This window comes from Collinsella sp. BM28 (assembly GCF_054551995.1).
This window is the reverse complement of sequence record NZ_JBTOLJ010000001.1, coordinates 554668-573444: the sequence shown is the minus strand read 5'-3', so window position 1 is coordinate 573444 and position 18777 is coordinate 554668. Positions and strand designations below refer to the sequence as shown.

Sequence of the window (18777 nt, the reverse complement as noted above, 5' to 3'; positions counted from 1 at the left end):
TCTGGTAATCGGCGCACATTTTCTTTAGTTTGGCGAAGCATTTGCATGATAAACCGTACTTTAGTGCATAAAAGAACGCTCAAATGGATATCTTTCGCCAACGTATTGTTTCAAGTGTGTAACACTTGATGCAGACATGCATAGGCTCCCGCTCGCCCCATGACAAAGCCCGTCCGGATTCACTCCGAACGGGCCGATGCACGCAATGTGGTTGATGGGCGTTTGGCCTACAGACCGACGATGCCCTGTGGGAAGAAGAACATGGCGAGCACGACGCAGGCGGCGAAGACGCAGGCCACAATCACGGTGAGCTTGTCGAGATTCTTCTCCATGACACCCGTGGCGGTGCTGGCGTTGTATAGCGAGCTGGCTATCATGTCCGACACACCGGTGCCCTTGCCTGAATGCATGAGGACGAGCGCGATGAGCAGAAGCGTGGACAACGCCCACACGCCAAAGAGGATGATCTGGAACGGACCCACGAGGACTCCTTCTAAGCAGAATTCACGTACAGCGGGTAATGGTACCACACTCCCCCTGTTCTTCCACGAAACTACAAACGAACAGCAGGCGAAGCCCAATTCGTTCGGCGAGTCCCCAATCTGTTCGGCGATCCCCAATCTGTTCGATTTCCCGATTCAACCAAAAGCCCCAACCAAAAGCCCCGGCCCTTTTGGTTGGCCACGCTTTCTCGCTGCCTATAAGGCGCACGCCAGCGCTTCGGCGATATTACCCCCACGGTAGGCGTTCGTTGCCGCACGCTCTGCTTCTTCGGTGGCGTTGAAGGCAATCGAAGTGCCTACCAGCTCGAACAGCGGGATGTCGGAACGGCTGTCGCCAATAGCCATGCAGGACGCAAGAGCTACGCCGCGCTTTTCACAGAGTTCACGCGCGTATGAGCACTTTCCCTCGCCCTCAAGCGCATGCGCCACGCCGCCCGTGCATACGCCATTCTCGACTTCCAGCTCCGAACCAACATAACCATCAAACCGAAAGCGCTTGCAGAGGTACTCCCCCACAATGCCCCAAGCAAGTGAAGCAATATGGGCCTCACCGCCAGCCGCATGAATCGCATCGACAGCTTGAGTGATGCCGTCCACAAGTGGCATGTCCTCGAGCATATCGAATAGCTCGCTGGCAGAGCGTCCCACATATCCCGCAGCGTCTATCCGGCAGACGTCGTCGTTTGTAATCTCGCCTCGCGCGCAAGCTGCCTCCGCCTCTTCCATGGTGTGCCCATGGCCGAGCAGATTTGCGAGATAGGCACCCGAGGTCACTCCCCTTGTAAGCGTCCCGTCGATGTCGAAGAAGACTATCCGATCCATGGAACCTCCCGGTTGGCCCAGATGCCAAGGCGTGCATACACACCCCGCGCCCAACGAGCATCATGGTGTTTCCGTCCTTTTTCAAGCAGTATCATAGCGGCAAGAAAGACATCAAGAGGGGAGCACGCATGGCGGACTATCACCTTGTTATCTGAGAAGCGCACGGTGAAGACGCAGAGGCGCTGCTCTCCTGCTTGAAAACCGTGGGCGGAGAGACCGATAACCTCACGTTCGGCTCGGAATGTGTTGCCTCTTCCGTTGAGGCCGAGCGCGCATGAGGCACCCGAAAGCGTTTTACTCGTTGCGGTCGAGGAAGGCGAGGTCGTGGGCGACGGCAATCTTGCTGGCAGCACGCGCCCTCGCTTGGCTCATCGCGAGGAGCTCGGCATATCCGTACGGCGTTCGCATTGGCACCGTGGCATCGGGACGCGCCTGCTCAGAGCCCAACCAAAAGCCCCCGGCCCTTTTGGTTGCTGATAGGTCGCACAACTGCCCACATGGATCGCTCGAAGCGGGTTGTCAGAGTCCGCCAGGCAAACCTCGAACTTGGTACGGCGCACGTCGTCGGCAAGCGCCTTGTTGCGCGCAACCCATCCGCGCATGCGCTCGATATCCCCTTCGAGCTCGACTGCACGCTCTTTGTCGGACTTCCCCTCATGCTCCCAAGGAGCGTCCCACAGCTTCCATTCCGTCTCGTCCGTTTCCCAGCGGATGTGGTCAGCGATATCGCTTTCGATAAAATCACCCAGGATGGCCGTTTCGTTTCTCAATACGAGCATGAAACCTCCCTAACAACTAAAAGCCCCCGGCCCTTTTGGCTGGTTGGTACTTCACTCATCCAACAACGCGCTTGATGAGATAACGGCCCAGCCCGGTCAAACGCTCGATCTGCCGGTATGAAAGGCCAACCTCCTTCATTCTCCTCAAGATGCGATCGCGTTCGGGAACGGGCAGCGCGGTTACCGCTGACGGGTCCTTTCCCTCCGTCGCAATACGCGCGGCTTCCGCAAGCTCTGCCTGGTCCATCCGGCTACCCATACGCGGGTAGTACACGTCTGCCTTGCCGGCAGCGCTGAACTCCTCGAAGTGCTCGCGTCCGCCAATCGCCTCGAATAGAAATCGAGAATCCACCAGGCCGTCCCCTCTTGCATATTCAGAATAGCTGCTCCATCGATACTCATCTCGCCCGATTCCCAATGAACAGGGATTGTCGTGAATGTACCGAATTGCCTGGAGCATATATGCCTGGCTCTCAACCGGCTTGCTCAGAAACCTGCCTTGGAACACCGGGCCGATATGCCCGTTTCGGATGTTGAAATGCTGGGCATATCGCGAGTCAAGATAGTGAATCGCCCGAACGAGACCGTCCCCGCCGTCTTCAATCAGCAGGTGAGTGTGGTTGTCCATCAAGCACCATGCAAGCAACGAGATATCGTACTTTTTGATAGCCTGCCGTAAAAAATCAAGGTACATTCGACGATCCAGGTCATCGTTGAAGATAATCTGACGTCCTGCACCTCGCGTCATAACATGGTAGACGCCCGTACTCGAAAGCAATCGAGACGCTCTTGCCATAGCAACCCCTCCCCCATCGGCCCGCGTGTTCCACCTTGTACCCAATGCCTAAGAAAAAAGCTGCCACCTCGAACAGGTGACAGCTTTCCAACCAAAAGGGCCGGGGGCTTTTGGCGAGTCCGGCTACTCCTCGACAGCGAGCACGCGGCCGGTCATCTCGGCACTGGGCTCGAGTCCGGCCATGGTGAGCATGGTCGGGGCGATGTCGGACAGGCGACCATCCTCGATGCCGGTGAGCTTAGCGGTGTCGCTCACGATGATGAACGGCACGCGGTTGGTGGTGTGCGCGGTGAAGGGCTTCTTCTCGCCGTCAACCACGTCGTACATGTGGTCGGCGTTGCCGTGGTCGGCGGTGATGAGCGCGAAGCCACCCTTGGCCTGGATGGCCGGAATGGCCTGGGACAGCGCGTGGTCCACGGCCTCGACAGCCTTAACGGCAGCCTCGAACACGCCGGTGTGGCCCACCATGTCGCAGTTGGCGAAGTTCACGATGTAGAAGTCGGCGCGATCCTCGTTGATGGCAGCGACGAGCTTCTCGGTGACCTCCGGGGCGCTCATCTCGGGCTTGAGGTCGTAGGTGGCGACCTTCGGCGAAGCCACGAGCACGCGCTCCTCACCGGCCTTGGGCTCCTCAATACCGCCGTTCAGGAAGAACGTCACGTGGGCGTACTTCTCGGTTTCGGCGGTGTGGAGCTGCTTAAGCCCATTGGCGGCGATGACGTCGGCCAGGACATTCTCGGGGAACGTCTTGGGGAAGGCGACCTCGACGTCGAACGTGGGGTCGTACTCAGTCATGGTCACAAAGTGAGAAAGGGCGATCTTCTCGCGCTCGAAGCCGTCGAACTCCGCATCGGTGAAGGCGCGGGTCATCTGACGGGCACGGTCGGGGCGGAAATTGAAGAAGATGACAGCATCGCCGGCGTGAATGCCCTCGTTGTGGCAGGCGAAGGGATCGACGAACTCGTCGCCGCGCGGATCCTTCTCGTAGAAGGCCTTGATGCCCTCGACCGGGTCGGCATCGGCGTCGCAAGCGTTCACGAGCACGTCATAGGCGCGCTCGATGCGCTCCCAGCGGTTGTCGCGGTCCATGGCCCAGTAACGGCCGGAGACGGTGGCGACGCGAGCATCGCAACCGGTCTTCTCGGACAACTCGCCCAGGAAGGCGACAAGCTCGGATACATAACCGGCGCCGGACTGCGGGTCGACATCGCGGCCATCCATGAAGCAGTGGATGCGCACGGTCTTAACGCCGCGCTCGGCGGCCATGGAGACGAGCGCCTCGCAGTGGCTCTGCATGGAGTGCACGCCGCCAGGGCTCATGAGGCCCATGAGGTGCAGTGTCTTGTCAGCGGCAGCGACGTCGTCCATGGCCTTGACGAATACCTCGTTCTCCTTGAGGGAGCCGTCCTTGATGGCGTTGTTGATGCGCGAAAGCTCTTGGAACACGATGCGGCCCGCACCGATGTTGAGGTGACCGACCTCGGAGTTGCCCATCTGGCCGTCGGGCAGGCCGACGTCCTCGCCTGAAGCACCGAGGGTGGTGTGTGGATACTTGGCGTACAGGTCATCGATAAACGGCGTGCTGGCGGCGCTCACGGCATTGTTGGCACCCTCGGGCGCCAAGCCAAAACCGTCCATGATGACGAGCAAAGCAGGAAGGTGGCGGTTAGCCATAGGTAATTCTCCCTTTTTGATAAGAATGGGCCGCGGTGTGAACACCACGGCCCCTGTACATGACGGAAATTACTCCGCAGCCTTCACGACCATGGAAGCAAAGTCCTCGGCGACGAGGGACGCGCCGCCCACGAGGGCACCGTCCACATCGGGCTTGGCCACGAGCTCGGCGATGTTGCCGGGCTTGGCGGAGCCACCGTACAGAACGCGGATGCCATCGGCGAGCTCGGCGCCGAAGATCTCGGCGAGGGCCTCACGCACGGCGCCGCAGACCTCCTGGGCATCATCGGCAGTGGCGGTCTTGCCGGTGCCGATGGCCCAAATGGGCTCGTAAGCGACGACGAGCTGGGAAGGATCGGTGACCTGGAGACCGGTCAGACCGGCCTTCACCTGAGCGACCACGTGCTCAACATAGGTCCCGGCCTCGCGAACCTCAAGGGGCTCGCCGCAGCAGAAGATCGGAACGATACCGCCGGCGATGAGCGCGGCGGCCTTCTTGTTCTGGTCCTCGTCGGTCTCGTGGAAATAGTCGCGACGCTCGGAGTGGCCGATGATGCAGTACTGCACCGGAACGGACTTGAGCATGGCAACGGAAGTCTCACCGGTATAGGCACCCTTGGCCTCAAAGTAAACGTTCTGGGCACCGAGCTTGACAGCGGAGCCGTCGAGCTTGTGAGAGACGCAGCACAGATCGATCGTCGGGGGGCATACGCACACCTCGACGCCCGCGGGAACCTCGGGGAGGGCCTCGACGAGGGCGGAGGCGAGAGCCTTGGCCTCCTCGCGGTCATTGTTCATCTTCCAGTTACCCGCAATAAGGGTGGTACGGTTACTCGGCATCGTTCAGAGCCTCCACTCCAGGAAGAGCCTTGCCTTCAACGAGCTCCATGGAAGCGCCACCACCGGTGGAGATCCAGCTCATCTTGTCGGCAAGGTCGAACTTGTTGACGGCAGCGACGGAATCGCCGCCGCCAATGATGGACGTGCCACCGTTGTCCTTGAGCTCGGCAACAGCCTCGGCGACAGCCTGAGTGCCGTGGGCAAAGCTATCGAACTCGAAGACGCCCATGGGGCCGTTCCAGAACACGGTCTTGGCGCCCTTGATGGCCTCGGCGTACAGCGCCTCGGTCTTGGGTCCGATGTCCATGCCCATGCGGTCCTCGGGGATGGAGTCGGAAGCGACGACCTCGCCGGTAGCGTCCTCACCGAAGTGGTCGGCAACGACGTTGTCGATCGGAAGCAGAATCTGAACGCCCTTGTCCTCGGCCTTCTTGAGCATCTCGGCAGCGCGCTCGACCCAGTCCTCCTCTTTGAGGGAGGTACCGACGGTCTTGTAGCCCTTGGCCAGGAAGAAGGTGTAAGCCATGCCGCCGCCGATGATCAGGGTGTCGGCAGAATCGATGAGGTGATCGAGCACGCCGATCTTAGAGGAGACCTTGGAGCCGCCGACGATAGCGACGAAGGGACGCTCGGGAGCGGCGAAGATGCCGGTCAGCGTGTCGACCTCCTTCTCGAGCAGGAAGCCGGCGACGGCGGGCAGGTAGGCGGCGGGGCCGACCACGGAGCCCTGAGAGCGGTGAGCGGTACCAAAGGCGTCGAGCACGAAGACGTCACCGTAGGAGGCCAGGGTCTTGGCGATCTCGGGGTCATTCTTCTTCTCGCGCTTGTCGAAGCGGACGTTCTCGAGCACGAGAACCTTGCCGGCCTCGAGCGCCTCAACGGCGGCGGCGGCCTTCTCGCCATAGGTATCGGCAACGAAGGTCACGTCAAGACCGGAGAGCTCGGCGAGCTTGGCGGCAACGGGCTCGAGGGAGAACTCAGCCTGGAAGCCGGTGCCATCCGGACGGCCGAGGTGGCTCATGAGGATGACGCGAGCGTTGTGATCGACCAGGTACTTGATGGTCGGGAGAGCGGCCTGGATGCGGGTGGTGTCGCCCACGACGCCATCCTTGATCGGCACGTTGAAGTCGACGCGGACGAGGACGCGCTTGCCGTCGACGTCGATGTCGCGGACGGTCTTCTTAGTGAAAGCCATGTCCAATCCTTTCTGTATCGAGCAAGGGCGGTATCGCCTCTTGCAGGTAAAAAGGGCGCGACCCCGGGCATACGCCATGAGGCCGCGCCCTCCTATAGACGCTTGGTCTAGATGCGAGAGAAGCCGCTCAACTTAGGCGACGAACTTCTCGAAGTACTTGATGGTGCGGACCATCTGGGAGGTGTAGGAGTTCTCGTTGTCGTACCAAGAGACGACCTGCACCAGGGTCTGGCCGTTGCCCAGCGGGTTGCACATGGTCTGGGTGGCGTCGAAGATGGAGCCGTGGGTCTCGCCGATGATGTCGGTGGAGACGATGTCGTCCTCGTTGTAGGCGAAGGTCTCGGAGATGGTCTCAGCGTAAGCCTTCATAGCGGCGTTGACCTCGTCGACGGTGACCTCCTTGTCAACAACGGCATAGAGGTTGGTGAGGGAGCCGGTCGGCGTAGGAACGCGCTGAGCGGCACCGATGAGCTTGCCGTTGAGCTCGGGGAGAACCAGGCCGATGGCCTTGGCGGCACCGGTGCTGTTGGGGACGATGTTGACGGCGCAGGCGCGGCCGCGACGCTTGTTGCCCTTGCGCTGCGGGCCGTCGAGCGGCATCTGGTCGCCGGTCCAGGCGTGGATGGTGGTCATGATGCCGGACACGATGGGAGCGAAGTCGTTCAGACCCTTGGCCATCGGGGCGAGGCAGTTGGTGGTGCAGGAAGCGGCGGAGATGATGTTGTCCTCAGCCGTGAGATCCTCGTGGTTCACGTTGTAGACGATGGTCGGGAGGTCGTTGCCCGCAGGAGCGGAGATGACGACCTTCTTGGCGCCAGCGTTGATGTGAGCCTGGGCCTTGGCCTTGGAGGTGTAGAAACCGGTGCACTCGAGCACGACGTCGACGTCGAGGTCGCCCCAAGGCAGGTTGTTAGCGTCAGCCTCGGCGTAGATCTTGATCTCCTTGCCGTCGACGATGATGGAGTCCTCGGTGGCCTCAACCTTGTGATCGCGGGAGTAGTTGCCCTGCGTGGAGTCGTACTTCAGCAGGTACGCGAGCATGTCGGGAGAGGTGAGGTCGTTGATGGCGACGATCTCGGAGCCCTCGTGACCGAACATCTGGCGGAAGGCCAGACGACCGATACGACCGAAGCCGTTGATAGCAACCTTAACTGCCATGTGTGTCTCCTTTCATTGGACCTCCCGCGGGCTCCCTGCCCGCCGTTGAAGTCCGAAAACTAACCACTCACCAAATATAACCGTTTTCCGCTTGCTCATTCGCGGGATTGGGAACTTTCGGATAAATCTCGCCTGTTGAAACGCTTCATCATGTCTGAGCGTATCTTTCTCCTCCGTCATGAGCCTTCAAGCAGGGGGTCACGGTTCGGCGGTGCCTGCGTGCGCCTCCTCCACCATCTTCTCGAGGCGTAAGACGCGATGGTACAAGGCGGATTTCGAAAGCGGCGGGTCCGCAAGCTCTCCCAAATCTCTGAGGGACAAGTCCGGATGGGACTCGCGCAATGCACAGAAGGTTTCGAGTCCCTCGGGCAAGTTGCGACGCAAACCCAGCTTCTCAAGCGCTTCAATAAGCTCGAGCTGCCGTTGCGCCGCACCAGCCGACCGCGTCTGATTGGCGAGTTCGGCATTGACCCGGCGATTAACCTCGTTCTTGACCGACTTGACCGCGCGGGCGTCCTCGATTTCAGTCACCGCGCGATCGGCACCTAAACGCGAGAGCAGACGTTTAATGTCCTCCGCGCTCTTAATATAGACCGCGTACGCGCCACGACGGGGATTGACACGCGCCTTCACGCCCATACCCGCGATGAGGCTCGCAAGGTCGTGGGCAAACTGCTCCCCCTGCACAGCGATCTCCAAATGAAAGTCGCCCTTGGGATCGGCGACGAACCCGCCGGCGATGAGGCTCCCACGCACAAAGGCCCTTCGACAGCAGGCGCGGTTGGCGACATGCCGGGGCACCCCTTGGACCAGGCTCCCCGACCGATCGAGAATCCCCAGCAAAACGAGGGCCTTCTCAAGGTCTGGCTGGTCGGGCAGGACGATGAGGTAGTTACGGACTTTGTGTAAAATCGATCGGCGAACCGTGAGATCGGTTTTGAGTTTCAAGATCTTGTGCGTGAGCTCGATCATCGTACGTGCCACGGCACCTGTCTCGGTGGCGACCTGCAGCTGATAGCCTCCCTTGCCCGTGATGGAAAGGGTGCCGCACACGCGCACGAGCGCTGAGAGTGTGGAGACGTCGCAGTATGCGCACTCGGGCGCACAGCGCGCGAGCTCGTCGCGGACTTCGGCGGTAAACGACACGGACTACCCCCTGAGGTTCGCCTTGGCAAGATCGCGATGCGAGATGCCCACGTGATAGTGCTGGCGCTCGAGATAGCGGCCGGTCGCCTCCGCAATGGCAACGCTACGATGCTGGCCGCCCGTACAGCCCACGGCAATGGAAAGTTGGGGCTTACCCTCCGCGATGTAACCCGGCATCACGACGTCGAGAAGCTTGAACCACGCATCGAGGAACTCCTTCGTCTTGGGATGCTCGATCACGAAGTCCGCCACCATTGCATCGAGGCCCGTGAGTGTCCGCATTTCGGGGTCGTAGAAGGGATTGGGCAGGAAGCGGACGTCAATCATGAGATCGGCCTCGACGGGCAAGCCGTGTTTGAAGCCGAACGAGAACACATGGACATCCATGAGCTGTTGGTCGGTCAGCTCGGAAAAAGCGGTCTGGAGACGCTTGCGCAGGGCGGACGTGCGCATGCGGCTCGTATCGATGACCATGTCGGCTCGTTCGCGGATGCTCGAAAGGGCGATGCGCTCACGCTGGATGGCATCTGCCGTGGTATCGCCCTGCTTCGCGAGTGGATGGCGACGACGATTCTCACTGTACCGGCGGATGAGCACCTCATCGGAGGCCTCGAGGAACACGACCTTGCAGGTCATCTCATGAGCTCGCAGTGAGTCGATGGTATCGAGCAACTCGTCAAACAGGCCTTGGCTGCGCAGGTCGCTCGTCACACATAGGTGGCGCCCCACGCCGGAGTTGATGCCGATGATTTCAGCGAGTTGCAAGATGAGGCTCGGCGGCAGGTTATCGATGCAGTAGTAACCCATGTCTTCGAACACGTGCATCGCCTGCGTACGGCCCGAGCCCGACATGCCCGTGATGATGACGATGTCCGGTACGCGATCGGCAAGCTCAGCCGAGGTGATGCTGTTCGAATCTGACATGGTGCCTCCTGTTCAACTGCCACCAGTATACCTACTTGGTCGACTGCTCGAGAGGGCGGGCATATCATCCCCGTGCTCAAACAGTCCCGGCTCGTGCGAAACTGTGTGCGGAATGATATGCCCCACTCTTTCGCGTTACGGCATCATGAGCCTTCTCAGTAAAAAGCCCCACCTCACATGAGGCGGGGCATTTTCGATCGTCAATATCGCCTTAAGGCCGGGGGTATATTCTTGGAGGGTGTTTTGTGGGGCGAAGCGGAACCGCACCCGCAGAGAATATATCCTCGGCCGACAGGTGGGCCTACTCCTCAAGCGCGGCCTTGAACCAGCTGGTGACGCTTGTGGGGTGCGTGATGGCAGTGCCCACCACCACAGCCCAGGCACCGGCGTCGATGGCGGCGCGGCCCTCGGCGGGGGTGTGGACATGACCCTCGCAAATGATGGGCAGGTTAGGGAACTCCGAGGTGGCTTGACGCAGCAGCGGTAGGTCCGGGCCCTCGTCCAGCGTGGTTTCGATCGCCGGTTTGTTGTGCGACAACGTGGTCGACACGAGGTCGAATCCAAGCTCGACGGCACGGCGGATATCCTCGATGGTCATGCAGTCGGCCATGAGCAGGATGCCTTCCTCCTTGAGGGGGCGAACCGTGTCCTCAAGCGTTTTACCGTCGGGGCGCGGACGGTCCGTGGCATCAATGGCAACGATATCGGCACCGGCGGCGATGCACGCGCGGGCATGGCGCAGCGTCGGGGTGATATAGACGCCCTCGTGTCCGTCCTTCCACAGGCCGATGACGGGAATCTCCACGCGGCCCTTGATGGCCGCGATGTCGGAAAGACCCTGACAGCGGATGGCGGCCGCCCCGCCGAGCTCGCAGGCGCGGCTCATGGCCGCCATGTGCTCGGGCGTACGCAGTGGTTCGCCGGGGTATGCCTGGACGCTCACAATGAGCCTGCCCTTAAGCGATTCAATAATGGGGTTCATAGGATTACTCCTTGCAGGTTAAATCTACCCGGATGTATGGGGTTTCCAAGGCCTTCCCAAGTGCTGCAGATCGCCTTGAATGAGGAGGGCGCACGCCCGGCGTGCGGCACCCGACGATTGAAGGGCGAGGTGGGGTGCAGTGGAAAGCCGCCCGACTAAAGTGACGCTAAAAGGTTCTCGGCGGCGCCGATAAGAGGGGCCTCGCCCTCGAGGGTGCCGATGAGAATCGGCGTGTCGAGCAGTGGGTCGAGCGCTTGGCTGGCAAAGCCCTCACGGATGGAGTCGCGCCAAGTGACGCTTCTCCAACCGTCCTTGCCATGGATGACGCCACCGGAAAGGACAATCACCTCGGGGTCGAGAATGTTGGCCAGGGAGCCCAGGCTCGCACCGAGCGAAAAGCCGGCATCGTGGATGACGTCGACGCCGCGCTCGTCACCAGCACAACACAGATCGTTGACGTCGCGGCCCACTGAGGGACGGCTTCCATCCACTCGACCGTAGCGCTCATCGAACATGCGCCCGATCGAAGTGCCTGAGGCCACGGACTCGAGATGGCCCGAACGCCCACAGGCGCAGTCGATGCCTGCCGCAGCCGTGCACTCGATGTGACCCATGTGGCCGGCGGCACCGTGGAAGCCGCGCATGGCGCGACCGTCCTCAACGTAGCCGCCGCCGATGCCCGTGCCGATACCCAAACACAACACGGAGTAATGGCCGCGGCCCGCGCCCCAATGGGCCTCGCCCAGCGCATGTGCCTGCACATCGCCTATGACCTCGACCGGCATATTCAGAGCCTCGCGCAAACGCGGCCCAAGCTCGATCCCACTCCAGCCGGGCATGATCGCGTTAGCATAGGCGATTGCCCCCGTCTTGGGATCGACCACGCCAGCCGAACCCAAGCCTACGCCGAGCACCCTGAGCTCAGGTTTTTCCTCGAGCGCCGCACGGATTGCGCCTTCGATGCGCGCGTACACGGCCTCGCCACCCTCTTGGGCGCACGTGGGCACCTCGGCGCTATACACCACCTGGGGGCGGCCGCCCGAAGCGGGATACTCAAGGATGGCGCTGGCGATCTTGGTACCACCGATATCGACGGAACACACGTAGCGGGGTTCAAGAGACATGCTCAACCTCCCAATACACGTACCGACCGCGTGCCCTTCAACGTGCACGCGGTCGGACTTTGCCGAATCTTACAGCAGGCCGCTGACAGCGAGGACCTCGCGGATCGCCTCAACGTTCTTGCCCTCGAGTGCCTTGACCGGGCGAAGCATCTGGTTGGACTCAAAGATACCCATGAGCATGAGGGCGGTCTTGAAAGCACCCACACCCGCGCCGTAACCCTGCACGCCATCGGTACAATCAAAGATATGGGAGAGCTCGTTGAGCTTATCCTGCTCGAGCTTGACCGTCGACCAGTCTCCCGCCTCGGCGGCCTTCCACATGCGCACGTAGCCATCAGGGTCAACGTTACCCAAACCGGGCACGGAACCATCGGCGCCGGAGAGATATGCGCCATCGACCACGATCTCGTGACCGGTGAGCAAGCTCAGCGGGTGGCCGAGCTTCTCGTTCTCCTGGCAGAGATAGCGGAAGGAAATGTCGTCGCCGGAGGAGTCTTTGACGCCGGCGAGAACGCCCTCGGCACCAAGCTTGGCAAGGAGCCTCCAAGGAAGCTTGGTGTGGACGCACACGGGGATGTCGTAGGCAAAGATGGGAAGATCGAGCTCCTCATGCAGGATGCGGAAGTGCTCCTCCACCTCGGCAAGGCCACCAAGGGCATAGAACGGGCAGGTTGCGACGAGGACATCGGCACCAAGCTCCTGTGCGCGACGGCCGTGCTCGAGCACGCGCTCGGTCTCGGTATCGATAATGCCCACGAACACGGGAACACGATGGTCGACGATGCGAACGGCCTCACGGATGATCTCGTCGCGACGCTCGTCGGTCGAAAATACGACCTCGCCCGAGGAGCCGAGGAAGAACAGGCCGTCGACACCCGCTTCGATCATGCGGTTGATATTGCGCTCGAACGAGGCGACGTCGAGCTGACGGTCCTCGGTGTCGGGGACGACAACCGGCGGGATGACGCCACGATAAAGTTTGTTAGCCATTGTTGTGTACTCCTTATCCGTATTCCCGGCACACGCCGGGCATCTATCATACCTGGCTCGCAAAAGGCATACTTCGCGCATGCCCGCGAAGAAAGGCGGCGCGCACGAGGCCCGTACGCGCCGCGACTGACAGCCGCTTATTTCCCGAGGTTCGGGTGAAGCAGCGAGGGCGCTGCACCGAGCAGCATCTTTGTGTAGGGGTCTTGCGGGTTCTCAAAGACCTGCTTTGCCGGCCCCTCCTCCATAATCTGGCCGTGATTCATGACGACGATCTTATCGGAGATATAGCGAACCGTCTGAATATCATGCGAGATGAACATCATCGACAGGCCCAGGTCCTTCTTAAGATCGGTGAGCAGATTCAGAATCTGTGCGCGGACTGATACGTCGAGGGCGGATGTCGGCTCGTCTGCGATGATAGCGGACGGGTTGAGCGACATCGCACGGGCGATGGCGACGCGCTGGCGCTGACCGCCGGAAAGCTGGCCGGGCATGGCACGAAGCGCGCTCTTGGGCAGGCCGACGAGCTCGACGAGCTCCTTGATGCGCTTCTCCTGCTCGGCGGTGCTGCCGACCTTATGGACGAGCAACGGGTCGAGTAGCTGGTCGTGAACGATCATGCGCGGGTTGAGCGCGGTGGCGGGGTCCTGGAAGACGACGGAGACCACGCGACCCATCTTGCGACGCAGGTCGGCAGTGCGCTTGGTCACGTCCTCGCCCTTGAAATAGACCTTGCCGGACGTCGGCGACTGCAGGCCGCACATGACGTTCGCGGTGGTGGACTTGCCACAACCGGACTCGCCCACAATGCCGATCGTCTCGCCGGGCATGAGCTTGATGGTGACGTGATTGACGGCGTGCACCAGATTGGGATGCAAAAGCGAGCCGGTGCGCGTCTTGAACGTGACGGAGATGTCGTCGAGGAAGATGATCGGCTCCTTCTCAGCGGCGGCGCTCATCTACATCACCTCCTGTGCGGTCGTGGTGGCAATCTTCTCAAGATACGGCGTGAGGCCGTTCTCCTTGAGATACGCGTCAGGCAACTCGGAGAACACGTGGTTCTTGCCGGGCAGCTGCTTCATGACGGGATGGACGTCTAGGCCGAGCGTCGGATGGCTCGAGCGCGGAGCGAAGCGATCGCCCTTGGGGAAATCCTGTGGGGACGGGACCGAACCGGGAACCTGGTGCAGGCGCGTGCCGTCCTTAGCGCCCTCCTCGATGGAGAGCACTGAGCCGAGCAGGCCGCGCGTATACTCGTGGATCGGGTTGGTGAGGAGCTCCTTGGTAGGCGCCTGCTCGATGACCTGGCCGGCGTACATGACCGTGATCTCGCTTGCCACCTCGGCGACGAGCGCGAGGTCATGGGAGACGAAGATCATGGCGAAGCCGAGCTGGGACTGCAGGTCGTTCAAAAGCTTGATGACCTGCTTTTGGACGGTCACGTCCAAGGCGGTCGTGGGCTCGTCGCAGATGACGAGCTTGGGATCGCGGGTGAGGGCCATGGCGATGAGCACACGCTGGCGCTGGCCGCCAGAGAGCTCGTGGGGATAGCTCTCGAGCGTGCGTTTGGGATCGAGGCCGACGAGCTCGAGGAGCTCTTCGGCGGAACGGGTGCCGCCACGGCTCGTGAGCTGCTTCATCTGAGCCGAGATGAGCATGGAGGGATTGAGCGAGGACAAGGCGTCCTGATACACCATGGCGATCTCGTGCCCGAGAAGTTGACGGTGCTCTTCTTTGGTCAGTTTGAGAAGATCCTGACCATCGAAGAGGACCTCGCCAGTCATATGCTCATCGGCATCGGTCAGGCTCATGATGACCTTGGTGGTGATGGACTTTCCGCATCCGGACTCACCCACCAAAGCCATGCACTGACCCGGTCGCACGTCAAAGGACACGCTGTCGACGACATTGACGTCGCCGTGGTGGTCGAAGTTGATCGAGAGGTTCTTGACCCGCAGCAGCGGCGGGACGCTCAAGTCGGGTACGTGGCGATCCGTGCGCTTGAGCTCCACGTCGCGCAGGGCAGCCAGGCGGCGATTGAGGCTCTCGGCCTGCTCGGCGTAAGCGCGAACCGGGTCGGAGGCGAGAATATCGTCGGCACGGCGGGACTCCGCGTCCTCGTCATCGGTGGCGACCATTGCGCCGGGCTTGGCTGCCATGGCGTCGGTGAGGCCCTCGGATAGGATGTTCAGAGCAAGGCAGGTGACCATGATGGCGATGCCCGGGAAGAGTGCCTGCCACCAACGACCGGCGAGAACGCCGCCGCGAGCATCTGCCAAGATGTTGCCCCACGTGGCCGTGGGCTCGGTGATGCCGGCCCCGATGAAGGTCAGGGAGGCCTCGAAGATGATGGCGTCTGCCACGAGGGTCACGGTGAAGACCATAATCGGGGCGATGCAGTTGCGCAGGACGTGCTTGATAAGGATCCACGGAGCCTGGGCACCGGAGACAATGACGGCGCGAACGTAGTCCTCACCGTACTCCGAAACGATGTTCGCACGCACGATGCGGGCGATTTGCGGCGTGTACATAAAACCGATGGAGAAGATGATCGCGGGAACGGAGTTGCCCAAGATCAACACGAGGACGGCGGCGAGGGCGATGCCGGGCACGGACATGATGATGTCCAGCAGGCGCATGATGACCTCGGAGATGCTCTTGCGGGCAACCGCGGCGATGGCTCCGATGATCGAGCCGAAGAACAACGCGAACAGGGTGGCGCCAAAGCCGATGACGAGCGAGTAGCGCCCGCCGTACAGCATGCGGGACAAGATGTCGCGGCCCTTGTCATCGGTGCCGAACAAGAAACCGTTGCCCGGAGCCTGACGCGCCGTAAAGATCTCGAGCGGGTCATGCGGAGCGATGATCGGAGCCAAGATGGCGGTGAGCGCCACAAGAACGAGAAGGATGAGCGAAATCTTGCTACTCATCTTCATGTTCTTGAAGCCGCCGAACTTCATGCCCTTGGAAGCAGCCTCCTCGAGTTTGGAGGTCTGCTCTTCACGAATCTTAACCATGGCCTACACCGTCCTAATGCGCGGGTTGATGAGCAGGTACAACATGTCAACCACGATGTTGATGATGACGAAGGCCAGAGCCACGACAATGACGACGCCCTGGACGAGCATGGTCTCGCCGCCCGTGATGCCAGCGAGGATGGCCGTGCCCATGCCGGGCAGGTTGAAGATGACCTCGATGACGACGGCACCGCCCATGAGGTATCCGATCTTGAGGCCGAGCGTGGTGACCGGCGTGATGAGGGCGTTACGCAACACGTTGCGCGCGATGACGACGAACTCGGGAAGGCCGCCGCCGCGGGCCGTGCGCACGTAATCCTTATCGAGCTCCTCGACCATAGCGGTACGCACAATACGGGTCATCTGGCCCGTGAGCGGGAACGCGAGGGCGACGGCGGGCATGAGCATACGGGCCAGGTACCCACCGGGATTGGCGGTGAAGTGCGGCAGCGGGCCGGACGCCGGAAGAACACCCATGTAAGACGAGAACAGCAGAATCAGCAAAACGGCGAACCAGAACGACGGCGTGGCGATGCCGGCGATCGAGAACACGCGGATGAGTTGATCGGGCCATTTATCGCGATACAGGGCGGCGATGACGCCGAGCACGAACGAGACGACGGCGCCAATGATCAAGCCGATGAACGTGAGCTGCATCGTAACGGGCAAAGCCGTCGAGATGCGGTCGATAACGGGCGTGCGGCCGGCACCGTACGTGCCCAAATCACCCTGCAGCAGTCCACCAATGTAGTTGACATACCGCTCGGGAAGCGGGTCGTTGAGGCCCTGCTCGTCCATATACTGCTCGATTGCCTCTTGCGATGCGCCCTCTCCAAGCGCATTGCGGGCAGGAATACTCGGATCGGTGAACGACATAAGGCCGAACACCAGCAGCGTGACGCCGAGCGCCATGATGGGCAGCGCGACGAGACGTCGACCGATGAGGCGCAAAAGGTTATTCACTACTTCCCCCTCTTCACTTGCAAATGACTTGTGGGGGACCCGGGCAGACCACGTCTCCCGAGCCCCCCACGTTCATGTACTCATCTCATCCACAGAGGATGGGCAAACTGCGATGATACGGTCTACTCGGAAACCGTGGCGCAGTCGATGAAGGACATACCGGTGGTGCCGATACCCTTGAAGCCGTCGATGCGGACACCTTCGCCGTTCGGGGTGTCGCGCCAAGAGGCGGTGACCGTCTTGACCTGGAGCACCGGGTAGAGGACGGCCTGCTCGGCGATCATGTCGAAGCACTTGTTCCAGGTCTCCTGCTGTTCATCGCCTGTCTGGCCGAGAGCGGAAGCCATGAGCTCGGTGAGCTCCTTCCACTCAGCGGACTCGCTCCAGCGGGCACGGACCTTCATCCAAGCGTTGTCGCCATACCACCAGTTCATGAGAAGGTCGGGGTCGGCGCCGAAGCAGGAAGGATCACCAGGGGCGAGGAGGAGGTCGAAATCGCCGCCGCCGTCGATGTCGGCATAGGTGTCGGCGGAGGTGCGGGTCACGATCTCAGCCTCGAAACCAAGCTCCTTGAGGTCTTGCTGAACCTGGACGGACATGCTCTTGACCTGCTCGTTGTCGGTGGTGAGGAGCTTGATGGAGCCACCGGTCACGCCGGCCTCCTCCAGAAGCGACTTAGCCTTGTCGACATCGTGAGTGTAGACCGTGCCGGCCTCATGGTAGTTGGTGTAGCTGCTGGGCAGGTAGCAGGTGGGGGCGGTGGCGAGGCCGGCGAACGCGTTCTCGATCATCTTGTCGTAATCGAGGGCGTACATGATGGCCTGACGGGCCTTGACGTTGTCCCACGGGGCCTTCTGGGTGTTGAAGAGCATGAAACGGGTGCCGAAGCCGTCGACGGTGTCCATCTGGCAACCAGCGGACTGGAGCTGATCGACGGCGTCAGCGGTGACCATCTCCATAACGAGCGTGGTGCCCTCCTGCTGGGCCTGAACGCGGGCGGTCGGGTCGACGAGGATGTCGTAGTGCAGCTTCTCGTCGAGAGCCGGGTGATCACCGTTGTACTCGGGGTTGGGAACCATCTCGACAACGGAGTCACTGATGGTCTCATACATCCAGGGGCCGGAGCCGACGGGCTTGGCGGTCATGTCCTCCTTGGTGGAGGAGGCGGGAACCACGCGGACGATAGCGAGGCGCTCTTTGAGCAGCGAGAAGTTCGGGACCGTGGTGGTAACGGTGACGGTGGTGTCATCCTTCTTCACGATATCGGCGATAGGAGCGAGCATCGGAACGTAGATGTTGCCGTCGGCGTTGGCGCGCTTGAAGGACTCGACGACGTCGTCTGCGGTGACGGGATTGCCGTCGGAGAACTTGGCATCCTCGCGCAGGGCGATATCGAAGGTGGTGTCGTCGACCTGCTCGGGATCGTCGGCTGCAAGCTCGTTGAACACGCTGTAGTCATGGAAGTCAAGACCATAGAGGCCCTCGACGACATGCCAGTTGGTGCCGCAAGCGAGAGCGGAGGAGGTGCTGGAGGGGTCGAAGTTGGTGGTGGTATAAGCGGAGCCGGCGGTGATCACGCCGCCACCCTTGGTGCCGCCCTCGGCAGGAGCGGAACCCTCATCGTTGCCACCGCCGCCGCATCCGGCAAGGCCGAGGCCCGCAACGGCAGCGGTGCCACCGGCGAGACCGATGAAGGAGCGGCGGGACAGACCCTTGTTCAGAAGATCGCGCATGGGTACTCCAATCAAGCGCTCATATGCCGCATCCGCGGCGCATATTACAGACAAGTTAAGACTAACGGCACCTCCTTGCTTTTTGAGAATCCCTTCGATGAACGGTTCGACTTCCGCGCAGGCGGCAAATC

18 protein-coding genes are annotated in these 18777 nt (G+C 61.3%); 1 reads left to right on the top strand and 17 read right to left on the bottom strand.

Features of this window, described 5'->3' with window-relative positions; translation table 11 throughout:
* Nucleotides 1-227 precede the first annotated feature (227 nt).
* Both secG and ACX9NZ_RS02395 read right to left on the bottom strand, forming a co-directional pair.
* A complete protein-coding gene (gene secG / locus ACX9NZ_RS02400; protein ID WP_118653988.1) occupies nt 228-482 on the bottom strand; it encodes a preprotein translocase subunit SecG in 255 nt (84 codons plus the stop codon).
* Nucleotides 483-698: 216 nt separating this feature from the next.
* The gene (locus ACX9NZ_RS02395; protein WP_294122828.1) at nt 699-1325 is read right to left on the bottom strand and encodes an HAD family hydrolase; all 627 of its coding nucleotides are present in this window, start codon (nt 1323-1325) and stop codon (nt 699-701) included.
* 243 nt (nt 1326-1568) lie between these two features.
* Here ACX9NZ_RS02395 and ACX9NZ_RS02390 point away from each other — a divergent pair, with 243 nt between their 5' ends.
* Complete coding sequence (locus ACX9NZ_RS02390; RefSeq protein WP_158574840.1) at nt 1569-1802, top strand: GNAT family N-acetyltransferase; 234 nt, start codon at nt 1569-1571, stop codon at nt 1800-1802.
* Here ACX9NZ_RS02390 and ACX9NZ_RS02385 read toward each other — a convergent pair.
* The 15 genes from ACX9NZ_RS02385 to ACX9NZ_RS02315 all read right to left on the bottom strand — a co-directional run bounded on the left by ACX9NZ_RS02385 (nt 1694) and on the right by ACX9NZ_RS02315 (nt 18646).
* Complete coding sequence (locus ACX9NZ_RS02385) at nt 1694-2104, bottom strand: hypothetical protein (RefSeq protein ID WP_317440425.1); 411 nt, start codon at nt 2102-2104, stop codon at nt 1694-1696. The genes ACX9NZ_RS02390 and ACX9NZ_RS02385 overlap by 109 nt on opposite strands.
* A 55-nt stretch (nt 2105-2159) precedes the next feature.
* Nucleotides 2160-2852, bottom strand: coding sequence for a transposase (locus ACX9NZ_RS02380; RefSeq protein ID WP_304292380.1), 693 nt, complete (start codon nt 2850-2852; stop codon nt 2160-2162).
* A gap of 171 nt (nt 2853-3023) precedes the next feature.
* Complete coding sequence (gene gpmI, locus ACX9NZ_RS02375; RefSeq protein ID WP_407495761.1) at nt 3024-4574, bottom strand: 2,3-bisphosphoglycerate-independent phosphoglycerate mutase; 1551 nt, start codon at nt 4572-4574, stop codon at nt 3024-3026.
* A 69-nt stretch (nt 4575-4643) separates the two neighbouring features.
* On the bottom strand, nt 4644-5414 hold the full coding sequence (gene tpiA, locus ACX9NZ_RS02370) for a triose-phosphate isomerase (protein WP_294122833.1): 771 nt from the start codon (nt 5412-5414) through the stop codon (nt 4644-4646).
* Nucleotides 5404-6609 carry a phosphoglycerate kinase gene (locus ACX9NZ_RS02365; protein ID WP_407495759.1) on the bottom strand — a complete coding sequence of 402 codons (1206 nt, stop codon included), beginning with the start codon at nt 6607-6609 and terminating at the stop codon, nt 5404-5406. Before ACX9NZ_RS02365 ends, tpiA begins: the two co-directional genes overlap by 11 nt.
* Nucleotides 6610-6741: 132 nt before the next feature.
* Nucleotides 6742-7767, bottom strand: coding sequence for a type I glyceraldehyde-3-phosphate dehydrogenase (gap, locus tag ACX9NZ_RS02360; RefSeq protein ID WP_118653994.1), 1026 nt, complete (start codon nt 7765-7767; stop codon nt 6742-6744).
* 198 nt (nt 7768-7965) lie between these two features.
* Entirely contained in the window at nt 7966-8913 is a 948-nt protein-coding gene (gene whiA / locus ACX9NZ_RS02355; protein WP_294160235.1) for a DNA-binding protein WhiA, read from the bottom strand.
* 3 nt (nt 8914-8916) lie between these two features.
* Nucleotides 8917-9837, bottom strand: coding sequence for an RNase adapter RapZ (rapZ, locus tag ACX9NZ_RS02350; protein WP_118653996.1), 921 nt, complete (start codon nt 9835-9837; stop codon nt 8917-8919).
* A 301-nt stretch (nt 9838-10138) separates the two neighbouring features.
* On the bottom strand, nt 10139-10819 hold the full coding sequence (locus ACX9NZ_RS02345; protein ID WP_302742259.1) for an N-acetylmannosamine-6-phosphate 2-epimerase: 681 nt from the start codon (nt 10817-10819) through the stop codon (nt 10139-10141).
* 155 nt (nt 10820-10974) lie between these two features.
* Nucleotides 10975-11943 (bottom strand): ROK family protein, encoded by a 969-nt coding sequence (locus ACX9NZ_RS02340; RefSeq protein WP_302742260.1) that lies wholly within the window; start codon nt 11941-11943, stop codon nt 10975-10977.
* Nucleotides 11944-12012: 69 nt separating this feature from the next.
* Nucleotides 12013-12933, bottom strand: coding sequence for a dihydrodipicolinate synthase family protein (locus tag ACX9NZ_RS02335; protein ID WP_330005909.1), 921 nt, complete (start codon nt 12931-12933; stop codon nt 12013-12015).
* Between the two features lie 137 nt (nt 12934-13070).
* Nucleotides 13071-13892, bottom strand: coding sequence for an ABC transporter ATP-binding protein (locus tag ACX9NZ_RS02330; RefSeq protein WP_294122845.1), 822 nt, complete (start codon nt 13890-13892; stop codon nt 13071-13073).
* Complete coding sequence (locus tag ACX9NZ_RS02325) at nt 13893-15950, bottom strand: dipeptide/oligopeptide/nickel ABC transporter permease/ATP-binding protein (protein ID WP_118654001.1); 2058 nt, start codon at nt 15948-15950, stop codon at nt 13893-13895. It abuts the gene before it with no gap.
* A 3-nt stretch (nt 15951-15953) separates the two neighbouring features.
* The gene (locus ACX9NZ_RS02320) at nt 15954-16913 is read right to left on the bottom strand and encodes an ABC transporter permease (protein ID WP_118654002.1); all 960 of its coding nucleotides are present in this window, start codon (nt 16911-16913) and stop codon (nt 15954-15956) included.
* A 122-nt stretch (nt 16914-17035) separates the two neighbouring features.
* The gene (locus ACX9NZ_RS02315; RefSeq protein WP_118654003.1) at nt 17036-18646 is read right to left on the bottom strand and encodes an ABC transporter substrate-binding protein; all 1611 of its coding nucleotides are present in this window, start codon (nt 18644-18646) and stop codon (nt 17036-17038) included.
* Nucleotides 18647-18777: the final 131 nt, after the last annotated feature.

Excerpts from the sequence above, each read along its gene's own strand:
- gap (WP_118653994.1), bottom strand. The coding sequence starts at position 7,767 with ATGGCAGTTAAGGTTGCTATCAACGGCTTCGGTCGTATCGGTCGTCTG.
- ACX9NZ_RS02365 (WP_407495759.1), bottom strand. The coding sequence starts at position 6,609 with ATGGCTTTCACTAAGAAGACCGTCCGCGACATCGACGTCGACGGCAAG.
- tpiA (WP_294122833.1), bottom strand. The coding sequence starts at position 5,414 with ATGCCGAGTAACCGTACCACCCTTATTGCGGGTAACTGGAAGATGAAC.
- ACX9NZ_RS02385 (WP_317440425.1), bottom strand. The coding sequence starts at position 2,104 with ATGCTCGTATTGAGAAACGAAACGGCCATCCTGGGTGATTTTATCGAA.
- ACX9NZ_RS02315 (WP_118654003.1), bottom strand. The coding sequence starts at position 18,646 with ATGCGCGATCTTCTGAACAAGGGTCTGTCCCGCCGCTCCTTCATCGGT.
- ACX9NZ_RS02335 (WP_330005909.1), bottom strand. The coding sequence starts at position 12,933 with ATGGCTAACAAACTTTATCGTGGCGTCATCCCGCCGGTTGTCGTCCCC.
- ACX9NZ_RS02345 (WP_302742259.1), bottom strand. The coding sequence starts at position 10,819 with ATGAACCCCATTATTGAATCGCTTAAGGGCAGGCTCATTGTGAGCGTC.
- ACX9NZ_RS02395 (WP_294122828.1), bottom strand. The coding sequence starts at position 1,325 with ATGGATCGGATAGTCTTCTTCGACATCGACGGGACGCTTACAAGGGGA.
- gpmI (WP_407495761.1), bottom strand. The coding sequence starts at position 4,574 with ATGGCTAACCGCCACCTTCCTGCTTTGCTCGTCATCATGGACGGTTTT.
- ACX9NZ_RS02325 (WP_118654001.1), bottom strand. The coding sequence starts at position 15,950 with ATGGTTAAGATTCGTGAAGAGCAGACCTCCAAACTCGAGGAGGCTGCT.
- ACX9NZ_RS02340 (WP_302742260.1), bottom strand. The coding sequence starts at position 11,943 with ATGTCTCTTGAACCCCGCTACGTGTGTTCCGTCGATATCGGTGGTACC.
- rapZ (WP_118653996.1), bottom strand. The coding sequence starts at position 9,837 with ATGTCAGATTCGAACAGCATCACCTCGGCTGAGCTTGCCGATCGCGTA.
- ACX9NZ_RS02380 (WP_304292380.1), bottom strand. The coding sequence starts at position 2,852 with ATGACGCGAGGTGCAGGACGTCAGATTATCTTCAACGATGACCTGGAT.
- ACX9NZ_RS02330 (WP_294122845.1), bottom strand. The coding sequence starts at position 13,892 with ATGAGCGCCGCCGCTGAGAAGGAGCCGATCATCTTCCTCGACGACATC.